Raw genomic sequence first — 13,565 nt, forward strand, 5'->3', positions numbered from 1 at the left:
GAGTTCCTTAGAGTTTGCTACTTGAGCATTTTGCTTATTCCAAACCCCGAACGCCAGACTGAGCTAAATATTTTCTTTTCAATAATTTAGTTAAAGTCTTTAGTCCTAAGTCTTATTTCGGATTTCCGGTTTAAGGCTTAGGATTTTTTCATGGATCATGTAAGGTTTGTAATGGATAATTCCAGGTTCCATCATCCATTTTCCTTCTCCCATGTTTCATGATTTGCGTTAACGATGGAAACGGCATCCTTTTTGGCTGCCATCCTGAGCGTAGTGAAAGGACAGCCAAAAAGATATAGTTGTACAGCTTGTTAAAACGCCCAAATCATTAAAATAGATAAAGTAAGATGGATAATGGGCAAATTGCAGGGCTCATCTCCTGTATTACCTTTTCCATATTAGGTTGGTATGGGCGATTTGCTTATTCCAAACTCCTAACCCCGAACTCCAAACTAAACTAAAGATTCTCTTTTCAATACCTCTTTCACCTTCTCATAACTAATCTGTTCATCGGGTTCTATTAGAATTCCCTTCACTCCTGCCCCGTTTGCGGCTTCTACGTCTCTCGGTTTATCACCGATCATAACAGATTGTGCGGGGTCAATATCGTACATATCCATTGCATCCAAAATCATTCCTGAGGCAGGTTTTCTACACTTACACTCCCCACCAACAGTTGGATGATGCGGACAATAATAGAAGCCGGCAATATCAGCCCCCTTAGCCAAAAAAGCATTTCGAAGCATTTGGTGCATGATAGCCAATTCCTGTTCGGTGTAACGCTTTAATGCAATACCGCCCTGGTTTGTAATTACAATCAGCAAATAACCCTCGTCAAACAATTTTTTTAATACAGGGATCTGGTAATCTAAGACTTTAAAATCTTCAACCCGGCAGATGTAATCGTAAATTTCGTGGTTAAGTACACCGTCGCGGTCGAGAAAAATAGCTTTGTTCATTCTTGAGATTTGAGTATTGTGATGTGAGATAGGAGAATGGAGATCTCTTACTCACTTATAATTTCGCCAAAATAACTGAAAATTAATCGCAAAAGAAAGCCCAATCTATCAAAGACCGGGCTTAATCATAAAATTTATTTGGTTTTGGTTATTTTAATTTTAGTCCGGCTTTATGGCCTTTTACAGCAAAGAATAAAATATAAAGGTAACAGGGCAGTACTGTTAACAGATAGGCCAATTGGAAATTGACGTGTAACTTTTCATTTAAAAAAGCATATAATAATGGCATAATTGCACCACCTGCAATACCCATCACCATAATGGCTGAACCGATTTTCGTAAATCTGCCTAAATGACTAATACCTAGCGGGAAAATTGCCGGCCACATCAATGAATTGGCTAAACCCAACAAGGCCACAAAAATTACCGCGAACCAGCTAGAAATTACAAATGATAAAATGGTGAATACGATACCTAAAATGGCACAAATTCTTAAAGCCTTTTGTTGAGAGATATATTTTGGAATGGTTACAATCCCAATAATATAACCAATTAACATACTAAAAAGCGTGATGGACGTTAATTTTCCGCTAATTTCAGCATTAATACCTAACTCCCGGCCGTAAATCCCAATGATATCGCCAGCCATAACCTCCGCACCTACATATACAAAAATACAAAGCGCACCTAAGAACAAATGCGGAAACTGAAAAATGCTTTTATGTTTTACCACTTCTCCTTTATTTTCATCAATTACATCCTCTTCAACTTCTACCTCGGGCAAATCGGTAAATTTAATCAGCACTGCAAAAAGACAAAAAACGATTGCTAAAACAACATAAGGCATATTTACACGGCCCAACACATCGTTTAACAGTTGTTCATGTGCTGCGCCCTTAGCCGCTTTAATCTGTTTTTCAACTTCTGAAGCATTTTTAAGAAACAGACTGCCCATAATCAAAGGCACAATCATGCCGGCAAATTTATTACAGATTCCGGCAATACTAATGCGTTTGGCTGCACTTTCAATCGGACCTATTATGGTTAAATAAGGATTTGACGCCGTTTGCAGCAAAGCCAAAGCAGCCCCCTGAACAAAAATGCCAGTTAAGAAAAGACCAAAAGTCCGGGTTTGCGCTGCCGGAATAAATATTAATGAGCCAAGGCCCAGAATGACCAAACCTAAAACAATTCCATTTTTAAAACCCACTTTCTTAAGTATCCACGATGAGGGTAAGGCTAAAAAAAAGTAAGCCATATACGAAGCAAAGGTTACAAAGAATGCCTGTAAATTTGATAAGCCAAAGGATAATTTAAAGAAAGGGATCAGGGTTCCGTTTGCCCAGGTTACGAAGCCAAAAATAAAGAATAAGGCACAAATAATAATGAGCGGTTTTGGCCCCTGTGATGAGACTGTTTTTGTTGGTTGTTGCATAAAGTTTGGTTTGGTTTATTTGTTCGGACCAAACTAAACAATAATTTTTAATAAATATGGATCATCGCTTTCGTAATTTCAATTTTAACATTTCCCAATATCTTCAATGCCAACCCGATATTGCTCATTTTTCAATCATATCCATAACCCTACTCACGCTCCGCTTAAGTGTACTAAAAAAATGATGGAAAAGTGAATTATACTTAAAAAGCATATTAAGTTTGTCATCAAAAAAAGATTAAATCTATTTAAAAAAGAAAGGCTGAACAATTAATTTACCTATAAATCAATACACTACCGCATTTATCAATTTTTTATTTGCATGAAACAGTCTGTAAGCCTATATTTGCACCACTTTAAAGAAAACGATTAACGTTTATGAAAAGTAGATTCCGTAGCTCAGCTGGTAGAGCATTACACTTTTAATGTAGTGGTCCTGGGTTCGAATCCCAGCGGGATCACAAGAAACAACATCAAAGAGAACTAAAACCCTGCAAATCAACTGATTGCAGGGTTTTTACTTTTACGGGTTTTACCAAAATATGCACGAAATCGCATATAAAATGTGTGTCATTCGGTGCGTCGTTCTTTACAACATCGAACTCCCCTAATTCGCATTAATACACAGATGTTCAACTAGTTTAATAGATGAACATCTTGTGTGAATAAAACTGCAAAGCTATTTTTGTTTAACCTTAATGTTATCGTTATGAAAACTAATTTTAGCGTCCTTTTCTTTTTGAAAAAGCCTTGTTTTGTAGGGTTACAACACGTTAAACCACATCCTTAACGTTTCCCTACTAATATTTACTGTTTTTTTTGTTTCGGACTGTTGGAACCAGAAAAGGAACTTTGTCTTTCATCCTTACTTCTAAAATTGGTGATTTGCAGACCTTGGTATCGGAAGATATAATTGCACTTAGCCAGCCCTCTGAGTATTCGTTTACTTTATCTCCATCGCTATATTAGAAGTGTTTTAGAATCCATTTTCAAGTTCCGCTTTATTAAATCCAACAATCAGGTTTGCTTCATAAAGCCGCTTAAAAGCGTCAGCAAGCTTATTACTGTTTCAGCTAAAGATTAGTTGACTTGCGGGTTGTTCGTCCGATTTTATAAGTGCAGCAAGTTGGTTAAAATGTTCCTCTGAAAAATAAGTCTTTATGAGTTGCAAAAAGTCATCTATATACTGATGATTGAATTTTGGCCGACCCGCATCGGGATTATATGGGATTTTTGTGGGCTGCTCAAGCGTGACATCTTCAGTTTGTTGCTGGCTTTTCTGTTTGTCCATCCATTCCTCGAAAGTTTCACGGGGATTTAGAATTTCATCTACTTCACTGATCAGCTCACTTAAGAACTTATCCCTGATCTTCAAAGTATCATGCAGACTTTCCACAAACTCATCACCTATATAAATATCCTTGTAGTCTGATTGCAGGTTGTTAACGATAAACAAGTAATCGAGTTGAATCGCAAATATGAAGTTGCTGGGATATTCGGCTCTAAACTCACCGTAATGTTGATGGAAATTTGTCCATATTAGTTTAAACCTTTCCTTTAATTTTTTGATCTGTTCAAATTCTCTTTTTAAACTGATGTCATTAAGTGAGAGCAGGTCAATTAAAGCCATTTCTTTTAATACCCTGATTTCACTCTTGAAAGTAAAGGAATCATAATAGTGGGTCTCATGGGCAAGGCTATAAGCTTGCTTATTTCCATCTTCTTTTATGGAGCTTTTCAATTCTGCCTTATTGACGATTCGTAGTTCAAAAGTCTGTATTTTGGTTAAAAACTGAATTAAGCCGTTCATATTTTAGAGATGGTTGTTCAAATACTAAATTAGGTAAATTTTATTTTATGGATTTGTAGGCTAGTTGATTACATCTGAAGTATGGAAAAAGTAATTGTAATAACTGGCGATATAAAAATAAATTATCTTATTAGAGAGGATGAAAAATAAAAATATTTATATCTTATAATTGGACAAAAAAGTCATATTTTTCTAAATATTCCATGTACTCACTTGTATTATTAGAGGCTTTTTAATTTGGGTTAATTATGATTCATACCTGGTTTTTTATTTGTTATTCATAGCTATGGCCTTTTAATGTTAATTAAGACAGCTTTAATCAAACAAAAACATTCATATTAAGCCTTATTAATCAGTCAATTCAAAATGTTAGTGAGATAGTTATCAACAATCATAACATTGATATTCAGCATAATAAATATTCATTATTAGCATTTAAAAGGGCTTTAAGCTGTATTCAACTAAATATCACACTAAAGGCTTATATGGATGTGGACAAAAAGCGAATACTAATATTTTTAGGAATAACTATTTTTATTCTTAGTTATACATTTATCTACTGGTAATCAATAAGTTAATTAAAGCAATTAGACCATGATAGTTTCTATAGATGTTGAAGTAAAAACGAGAAAGGTTGTAGAAGACCCAAAGTTATCCCTTAAACAATTTGCACGGTATTACGATTCAACCCTAAATGGAAAAGAAACAATATTGAGAGGAAGTAAATACCCAGGGAATTATATTCCAAAATATTACGAAATCGCAAGAACAATCATTGTTGACACCTTTGCTTCAAATTTTGGGGATTACGATTTATACTTCGATGAGTTCAAAAGACATTCCGACCGGTTGAAAAAAGAGTCATTGCCCTTCGACACCAAAACCGACGACTATAAAAATCGCCATTTTTCTGCAATGGCTCTTGAAAAATTTGCTACTTTGAAAAGAGTAATTATCCCTATCCTCGAGCGTTATGTGCTCAACAGCAACTTGAAAAACAGGCGTCAGGCAATCTTCATTAGAGAAGTGAAAATTGGCGCAATGTCAGACATCCTTCTTTATGATGAAATTGGAAATCAAATAGGTTTATTAAAGTTTAATTTTACTCAAAGTAAATTAAAGGAGCATGAAGCTCAGCTTTCTTTACATGTATTGCACACCTTTTTCAGTCAGGTAAAGCAACTTAATCTTAAACCAAGACATTGCATTTTCGTTGATGTTTACAGTGCCAAAATATTTAATGCTGAAAGAGCTTCTGGAATAGAAGATACTGCAAATTATTCTTGTATGGAGATAAAAAGCAAATGGCCAACGATTATAAAACAGTAAAAACATCAGGTCGTCGAAAGAAGATTTATGTCATAAAAGAACTTCGCTAAACTAAGTTCAATTTTATTTAAGGCTGCTCTAGAAGATTGAGAATCTCTGATCATAAATTCTAATTTACGCAAAATTTCGATGTTCAACAATACAAACCATTGCTCTTTCCCACTGCGTCAAGCAAGCCTTATATGGTCCGTGTAATATTGCCAATAAATTTCCCAATAGTTGATGTAGATTGTTGTTTTAATTAGTCCTATGAAACAAAAATATTATTAATCTTAACACTTGCTTTTGATAAAATCAAACATAGGTCTAAATATTTCGAAGCTTTCCTTAGCGAGTGTAGGTACAATATCTGTTGAGAACTTCATTTTTTGAGCGTCGTAAATCTCAATTATTTTCGCGCCTCCTGTTACTTCAACTTCATGAAAACTCTCCTTTGTTATCTCTGAATAAAACACGTGCTCCATTTCAAGCTTAGAATAATTTTCGAATGTCTTTCCGTCAGCTTTCATTATCTGAGGCAAAATTGCTGGTATTTGAGGAATCGGTAGTAGTAAGGCATAACTCTCACGATCATTATATTGCTTGATAAGGCCAAGTTTCAAATCATCAATCAACAAATCCTTATTCATGCTAATCGAATTCCATTCACTGTAAGCTTCGTCAAAATCAAATAATCCAAAGATTGGTTTACCATTCATTTCATCTAAAAATTTTTGGTTTTGTAATAACAATCTTAAGTACAAACAGCCATGACCAAAGCATATTTCAAAAGGGATATCGTCTGTATCATAAAGTATTTGAAAGGCATGCTTTAAGATTATCGGGTCGGAATAACCTTCGGTGAAGAGAATAGGTTTGTCTTGCCCGAGGGTATGGATTATACTTAAGATCTGTTTATCAACCTGGAGATTAACCATTCGCGAAGATAGTTCCGAAATCGCATAAGCTTTACTTACCTTATAGATCTTCAATTGATCTCCTTGATACTTAAAAAAATTCACTTTCCTTTCACCGCTTTGTAGCAAGGTAATTGCACTGTGACTACTTAAAAGCACGTGGTTATTTTCAAGTTTTTTATCATTGATCTCCAGCACCTGCTTTAAAAAATCGTACTGCCATTCCGGATGTAAAAACGCATCGGGTTCATCTAGGAGTGTTAAGCAGTTTTTATCTTTAAATAATTCTATTATTGAATAAATATAGACTGTCTGAAACTGCCCGTCACTAAAATTATTAATGTTAGCTTTTATTTCATTTTGTAAGTCGATAACAATATTTACTTCTTTTAACATTCCGATAGTTTTTAAATTATCAAAATGTCTAAATAGATCTAGGGCGCTGATACCGTTAAGCTTCGTTTGTAGATCCTTGATATCATAATAGAAAATATATTCATCTTCATTTTTTGTTCTCTGAAAATATCCTTCTTCCCGATCACGATTTTCTTCCGATTGTTTCCCTTTCGCAACTGCATTAAGTAATTTTAAAAATTCTCCAACAATGCCTTCAGCTTTCCAAAACAACGTTCTAGGATCAAATTGATCCACATCGAAAGCAGCATTATCTATTGCATAGTCAGGTCTCTTTAAGACAAGCTTTATTTCATGACTTACTTTGGTAATTCCTAACTTTTGTTTCAAGTAGTTTTTAGCATTATTTTCATCATTCTGCAGTAATAAAACTGCTAGCAACAAAGATTTATATTCTTTACCAATTCCTATGAATTCTCTGACATCTTCTATTTTGGCGCCTTTTACTTTCTTCTTGAAACTTTTTTCATATTCTGTGACAAGATCAATTATTTTATCATTATGTCCTGAATAATATATGATGATGTTATCTGGCAGGCTATTCCTTGGTATTGCTTTTAATTTATTGCCATTCCGAGTTAATTCTCCAGAAACCCATTTTATTGCAATTTCTTCTTTATCTAGCTCGTAGATAACTTCGTAATCATAGTCTATTTCATAATCTACCTCAAATAGGTGCCTGAAAATTTCAATTATAGCTTCAAACAAGTTAGATTTTCCTGTGCCGTTCTTACCTACGAAGACATCTATAAAACTAGTGCCCTGAAAGTCAAATTTGAAATCTTTTAGGTTTTTGTATTCGCCTATGATGTGTAAATGTTTTAATCTCATGCTACTATACTTGTGCTAAGACTGCGTTAAGGATCTGAGATTGCTTTTTGGAAGTTTGTTCAATGTTTTTTTCTAACATTTCGCATAACTTAAATAATTCATTAACCCTGTTTGCTATTTTTTTCTGTACTTCATATGGAGGTAGTGGAACTAACATCAATTCCATATTTTTTTTAGCCAACCCCTCTCTATTAGCTCCAGTCTGCACTTGCATTATTTTATCTTGAAAATAGGGAGATAAGATATAATGATGGATAAATCTGTTATCTATCCTGTTTAATAATCTAATTATGGTAACATGTTGACTTACGTTTGCCTCACCAAAATCATCAGGTACTAATGCACATCTACCTATAGAGCCTCCGGTAATATTTAATAGTAAATCTTTCGAAATAACTTTAGTATTGGACATCTTTTGATGCGTATCACTATCAATAAATGCAACGTTATCGAAAACAAGTCCAAAATTATAAACGTTTTGAGATCTGATAAATTTTATCCCTTCATCCTTATATACGTTTTTCCCGCCTCTAGGAGTACTTCCTGAACCAATCTTGGAACAAATATTACCCAGTCTTACCCAAACCCAATTTTCTGGTATTTCAAAAGGAATTTCATTTATGGAAATATCATTATTATTAAGTTTAGGATTGGTTTTACCTCCGTTTATACTGTCTTTTTCTTGTTTGATAAGTTTAGATTCTACTTGAGCTGATTGATTTCTATCTTGTTTTACAAGTTTGCCTCTAATTGCCAATTCCAAGATGACACTTTTTAAATCATTAACGTTTTTTTTGGTGTTATATAGAGTATCAAATTGGCTGGTAATAAATTTCCAGGTGTTATTAAATGATATTTCATTATTGGCCTTAATAAGGTTACTAATGGCCGCCGAATTCATTTGAAGTTGTAATTCCGTTTTACGGTTTCGTTCCGCTTCCAACTTGTCGCATAATAGCATAAGCTGGTCTATCTTTTCAACTATTCTCTTTTGTTCTTCTAAGGGTGGTAGTGGAACAACTGTATTGATAATCTTTTCTCTTGAAATGTTTGGTTGGGCAGCCCCAGCACCTTGACTAATGAAATTTTGTTTTAAGGATAATATCAGATTAAATAGATATTTATTATTAATTAAAGAAAATGTTTGACAAGCACAAACTGCCTGATTTGTAGCGGCTTCGATTTCAAGAACACCAACTTCACCAATATTTGCACCGTACATGGCAACCAATACAGAACCTATAGGGTTTAAATCAAGTGAACATTTTTTCAATGCCAATTCGGAAATTTTCTCAGAGGTTTCATTAATTAACCCTTGTTTTACTTCGCCAGATTTTACCCAAGGAATATTACCATTATAGAAAGTACTATTCGACCTATCTGGTGTTGATCCAGATTTCCAAGTACCAAAATCATTGAGTCTAACCCATTTCCAATTGGAAGGAAGTTGATACAAGACCTCATCATTTTCTACTATTTTTAATTCTTTTTGCTTACGTATTTGTCCTAGTTTAATTAGTTTTACCTTTTCTTTATTTATATCTTCAATAAGTTTATGAGCAGATTGTTCCTTTAAATTTTGTTCCACCAATTTTCCTTGCATAGCTAATTTTAATACTAGCTTACGCAATTGGGCAACACCATCGGGAGTTTCTAATGCAATCTCAAAATGTTTTTCCAGTAATTTCATCTTGTATTAATTTCCCAATGCTTGCATTAATTCTTTTTTCAATAAATCTCTAGTGGCAATCAATTCTTTGCTTATTCTTTCGTAATCTATCATTAATAGTTCTGGGTCAGTGTGAATAATATCAACGCTGTGTGGGTTTTTGAAATCTAGATTGTAATTTTTATCTTCAATTTCTTTTACAGAAACTTTCCAGGCGTGTTCATTTTGCTTGCGGTTGTTCCACCATTTTTTTTCTAATTCGAATTCTTCGATTCTTAATGGTTTACTTCTTGAATAAGATTTATAACCTTCAGGATATGGGTGCTCAAAATACCATACGTGTTTGGTAGACTCACCTTTATCAAAGAACAAGATATTGGTGTTAATACCAGTGTAGGGACTAAATACTCCTTTTGGTAAACGAACTATTGTATGCAGATTGAATTCATTTAAAAGTTCTCTTTTTAAGTTGGTTTTTACACCTTCACCAAATAAAAAGCCATCAGGTAATACTACACCTGCTCTACCTGTATCAGCCCTCAGCAAGTGCATGATTAATGCCATAAACAAATCGGCTGTTTCGCGAGTTTGGTATTTTTTAGGGAAGTTTTTTTCAATTCCATCTTCTTCAACCCCTCCGAATGGTGGGTTGGTAATTATTACGTCCATTCGGTCTTTTGGGCCGTAATCTTTAAGCGGTTTCCTCAACGTGTTGTCATGCCTAATATTGCTTGGTACATCGATTCCGTGTAACATCATATTAGTCATAGCAAGCATATGGGGCAATGGCTTTTTCTCTATACCATGGATGTTATCTTGGAGCTTGGCAATATCCTTATCTGTTTTGAATGACTTTTTCTTGTGTTCAATTACATTAACCAAAAAACCACCCGTTCCACAAGCAGGGTCAAATACTTTTTCTCCTAATTGCGGGTTTAAAATGTCAACCATAAATTGCGTTACTGCACGAGGTGTGTAATATTCTCCTGCATTTCCTGCTGATTGTAAATCTTGTAATATTTTTTCGTAAATGTCATTAAATAGGTGACGGTCTGTGGATGAATTAAAATCCACATCGCCTTGAATAGTATTAATGACTTGACGAAGTAGCGTTCCAGATTTCATGTAGTTATACGCGTCTTCAAAAACACTTCCTACAATTTTTCCATGAGCCGATACTCCTGCTGTGGTTGAAAGTTTTTTCAGAGAGGGAAATAAATCATTGTTTACAAAGTCTATTAATTCCTCTCCTGTCATTCCTTCATCATTGGCCGCCCAGTTAGACCATTTGAAACGGCTTTGTAGTGGTGATTTGTAATTTTCAATCGTTATTTCCCATTCTTTTTCTTTATCGTCGAATATTTTTAAGAAAAGTAACCAAACCATCTGGCTAATACGTTGTGCATCTCCATCGACACCAACATCCTTACGCATTATGTCCTGAATGGTTTTAATTAATGTACTTAGTGACATGTTTAATGTTGTTATTTAATATGAATATATTGCTTGTTCTAATTCTTTTATTGCTTGGTCGTATTTTGCTTTGCCCCCAAAGATGTTAATAATTTCGATTGGGGTGCCATATTTAGTAAAGGGTTGAATGGTTAAGATTTTCGTTTCTTCTATAGGTTCAACACCTTCATCGGCATATTTATCGAGTAAAGCGTTTATTACTTTTTGGGCTTGTTCACCGTATTCAGTAAAATAATTTTTTTTTTTGACTTGTTCTGCCCGCTCTTTTCTTGATAGTGGTGGTTTGTCCCAAGCTACGTGACAAATAATATCGAAAGGGTCAAGTTCTTTTCCGATTTCCTCAGCTAATGCTTCAAAGAAAACACCCTGGTTTGCTAATTCTTCAATAATTATTTTCTTTTTATCGGCATCTGACCATTTGATTAAAAAATCATCTAAAGACGTGAATTCATTTTTAAGTGCTTTTTTGGTGTAGTCTTTCAATGATTCTGTGATTAATTTACCTTGAGCATCAAAGTATTGTACCCGCTCTGCAATAACAGAAACGGCTACATTAGCAACATAGAATTTTTTGATTCGTAGTGGATCTCCTCCATTGTCACCATTACCATCATCTATCCCGTTGTCTGGCGGAGTATCAATTATTCCATCATCTGTATCATTTGGAGGTAAAGGTGGACTCCCTGGTTTAGGTTCATAGATAACAACTGGCTCTCCATCAAACTCTGGGTCTGCAAATAGTTCAGTTGCTTTTTTAAAATCCATTATGGTGAAGAAGAATTTGTTATAGTCTTCATTTATCCTTGTACCTCGACCGATAATTTGCTTAAATTCGGTCATAGATTGAATGCGTTGGTCAAGAACTATTAGCTTGCAAGTTTGCGCATCAACACCAGTGCTCATTAGTTTTGACGTAGTTGCAATAACTGGAAATTTGGATTCCGGAAAGATAAAATTATCTAATTCCATTTTTCCTTCTTCATTGTCACCAGTAATTCTTACTACATATTTATTGTTTGTTGCAGCTATATCACTATTCTCATTAACCAAAGCTTGTCGCATGCGTTCAGCATGGTCTATATTATCGCAAAAAACTATTGTTTTATCGTAACGATTGGTTTGTTTTAAAAAATCGGATATCTTCTTTGCTACTAATTCAGTACGTTTATCCAGCACCAATGTTTTATCAAAATCTTTTTGATTGTAAATTCTATCCTCAATTACATTACCGTACTTATCAGTCATGTTTTTATCGGGACGCCAACCTGTGAGATCTTTGTCTAAATCAATTCTTATTACTTTGTAAGGAGCCAAAAATCCATCTTCAATGCCTTGCCTTAAGGAATAAGTGTAAATTGCTTTTCCAAAGTAATCGGTATTCGATACCTCTTGGGTTTCTTTCGGTGTAGCAGTTAATCCAATTTGTGTCGCACCTGAGAAGTATTCTAAAATTCTCCTCCAATTGGAATCCTCAGCTGCGCTACCCCGATGGCACTCATCTATAACTATTAAATCAAAGAATTCAGGAGAAAACTGTTTGTAAATGTTTTGCTCTTCTTCTGTGCCAGTTACTGCTTGATACAAAGATAAATAAATTTCATAAGACTTATTGGCCTGTCTTTTGGAGATTTTTGTCATTGCAGAACCAAAAGGTTTGAAATCATTAGTCATAGTTTGATCAATCAAAATATTTCTATCTGCAAGAAAAAGAATTCTTTTTTTAGTTTTTGACTTCCATAATCTCCAAATGATTTGAAAAGCAGTATAGGTTTTTCCTGTACCCGTTGCCATAACCAAGAGAATCCTGTTCTCACCTTTTGCAACCGCTTCGATAGTTTTATTAATTGCTAATAGCTGGTAATACCTTGGAATTTTATTACTTCCATTACTATAATAATCTTCTGTTATTAGAGCTTCTTGAATTGGTGTGATTTTTTTGTTTTCACACCACGATTTCCATAACCTTTCTGGCGATGGAAATTCTTCTAAAGAAATTTCTTTTTCAATTTTACCATCTTTAGCTATGCTGTTATGAAACAAAAAGCCATCACCATTAGAACTAAATACAAAAGGTACGTTAATCATTTCACCATAATTAAGTCCTTGTTGCATTCCAGCACCTAAAGAATGTTTATTGTCTTTAGCTTCAATAATAGCAATTGGAATACCTGGTTTATAGAACAAAAGATAATCTGCACGTTTGTTTTTAGCACGAGTATGTAATTGCCCACGAACAATTATTCTACCATCAGTTAATGGAAATTCCTCTCGTATTTGAGTATGTAAATCCCATCCAGATTTTATAAGCGCAGGAGTTATGTACTTTGAGCAAATATCCCTTTCAGTAAGGCCTTTTTTAATCATTTTTGAGAATAAGTGTTCGGAAAAATACAAATTTAAAAATGATTCTGGATTGTTTCTCGTTTGAGTATGATAGATTAATATATAATTTGTATTAATTAACTTAATTCGTCCTATTTTAAACCCAAAGACAAAAAATGCCAACACTCATATTAGACCGATGGTATTTTTGTAACCGCGAGCAGAGTCGAACAAGGAGGAGCTTAAAATAATTTCCTTTGTTTTGTCCCTAACAATTCGTTATATTTACATACAGCAATTGCAGCTAAAACGTATCGAAAAAAATGGTGAGCGATTAGGTGAGTCAAAATCGAAAACCGCATAAAATACTATTTAAACGTTGATTTTTACACTAGGTGTAAATCCCAGCGGGATCACGAAAGGCGCA

Annotated in this window: 8 protein-coding genes and 1 tRNA gene; 2 read left to right on the forward strand and 7 right to left on the reverse strand. The window is 34.3% G+C overall.

From position 1 onward, the window contains the following. Positions 1 to 452: 452 nt before the first annotated feature. Both ABEG20_RS08025 and ABEG20_RS08030 read right to left on the reverse strand, forming a co-directional pair. Positions 453 to 959 (reverse strand): D-glycero-alpha-D-manno-heptose-1,7-bisphosphate 7-phosphatase, encoded by a 507-nt coding sequence (locus ABEG20_RS08025; RefSeq protein WP_406826854.1) that lies wholly within the window; start codon positions 957 to 959, stop codon positions 453 to 455. A 148-nt stretch (positions 960 to 1,107) separates the two neighbouring features. Next, positions 1,108 to 2,394 carry a sugar MFS transporter gene (locus tag ABEG20_RS08030; protein ID WP_406826855.1) on the reverse strand — a complete coding sequence of 429 codons (1,287 nt, stop codon included), beginning with the start codon at positions 2,392 to 2,394 and terminating at the stop codon, positions 1,108 to 1,110. A gap of 388 nt (positions 2,395 to 2,782) precedes the next feature. Here ABEG20_RS08030 and ABEG20_RS08035 point away from each other — a divergent pair. Next, a tRNA-Lys gene (locus ABEG20_RS08035) sits at positions 2,783 to 2,855 on the forward strand. A gap of 608 nt (positions 2,856 to 3,463) precedes the next feature. Here the strand turns inward: ABEG20_RS08035 and ABEG20_RS08040 are convergent. After that, entirely contained in the window at positions 3,464 to 4,204 is a 741-nt protein-coding gene (locus ABEG20_RS08040) for a hypothetical protein (RefSeq protein ID WP_406826856.1), read from the reverse strand. A gap of 594 nt (positions 4,205 to 4,798) precedes the next feature. Between ABEG20_RS08040 and ABEG20_RS08045 the strand changes: the two genes are divergently transcribed. Next, a complete protein-coding gene (locus ABEG20_RS08045; protein ID WP_406826857.1) occupies positions 4,799 to 5,533 on the forward strand; it encodes a hypothetical protein in 735 nt (244 codons plus the stop codon). Between the two features lie 272 nt (positions 5,534 to 5,805). On the opposite strand, the gene ABEG20_RS08050 is transcribed toward ABEG20_RS08045, so the two are convergent. From ABEG20_RS08050 to hsdR, 4 genes are read right to left on the reverse strand one after another with little or no spacing between them, the layout of a single operon-like run. Beyond that, positions 5,806 to 7,674, reverse strand: coding sequence for an AAA family ATPase (locus ABEG20_RS08050; protein ID WP_406826858.1), 1,869 nt, complete (start codon positions 7,672 to 7,674; stop codon positions 5,806 to 5,808). A 4-nt stretch (positions 7,675 to 7,678) separates the two neighbouring features. Further along, on the reverse strand, positions 7,679 to 9,364 hold the full coding sequence (locus ABEG20_RS08055; protein ID WP_406826859.1) for a restriction endonuclease subunit S: 1,686 nt from the start codon (positions 9,362 to 9,364) through the stop codon (positions 7,679 to 7,681). Between the two features lie 6 nt (positions 9,365 to 9,370). Continuing rightward, a complete protein-coding gene (locus tag ABEG20_RS08060; protein WP_406826860.1) occupies positions 9,371 to 10,816 on the reverse strand; it encodes an N-6 DNA methylase in 1,446 nt (481 codons plus the stop codon). Positions 10,817 to 10,831: 15 nt separating this feature from the next. Continuing rightward, complete coding sequence (gene hsdR / locus ABEG20_RS08065) at positions 10,832 to 13,180, reverse strand: EcoAI/FtnUII family type I restriction enzme subunit R (RefSeq protein WP_406826861.1); 2,349 nt, start codon at positions 13,178 to 13,180, stop codon at positions 10,832 to 10,834. Positions 13,181 to 13,565: the final 385 nt, after the last annotated feature.

Source organism: Pedobacter sp. KACC 23697, assembly GCF_045348445.1.
In the GTDB taxonomy this organism is placed as follows: domain Bacteria; phylum Bacteroidota; class Bacteroidia; order Sphingobacteriales; family Sphingobacteriaceae; genus Pedobacter.

Coding starts and splice junctions, on each gene's coding strand:
- ABEG20_RS08025 (WP_406826854.1), bottom strand. CDS start 959: ATGAACAAAGCTATTTTTCTCGACCGCGACGGTGTACTTAACCACGAA.
- ABEG20_RS08030 (WP_406826855.1), bottom strand. CDS start 2,394: ATGCAACAACCAACAAAAACAGTCTCATCACAGGGGCCAAAACCGCTC.
- ABEG20_RS08040 (WP_406826856.1), bottom strand. CDS start 4,204: ATGAACGGCTTAATTCAGTTTTTAACCAAAATACAGACTTTTGAACTA.
- ABEG20_RS08045 (WP_406826857.1), top strand. CDS start 4,799: ATGATAGTTTCTATAGATGTTGAAGTAAAAACGAGAAAGGTTGTAGAA.
- ABEG20_RS08050 (WP_406826858.1), bottom strand. CDS start 7,674: ATGAGATTAAAACATTTACACATCATAGGCGAATACAAAAACCTAAAA.
- ABEG20_RS08055 (WP_406826859.1), bottom strand. CDS start 9,364: ATGAAATTACTGGAAAAACATTTTGAGATTGCATTAGAAACTCCCGAT.
- ABEG20_RS08060 (WP_406826860.1), bottom strand. CDS start 10,816: ATGTCACTAAGTACATTAATTAAAACCATTCAGGACATAATGCGTAAG.
- hsdR (WP_406826861.1), bottom strand. CDS start 13,180: ATGATTAAAAAAGGCCTTACTGAAAGGGATATTTGCTCAAAGTACATA.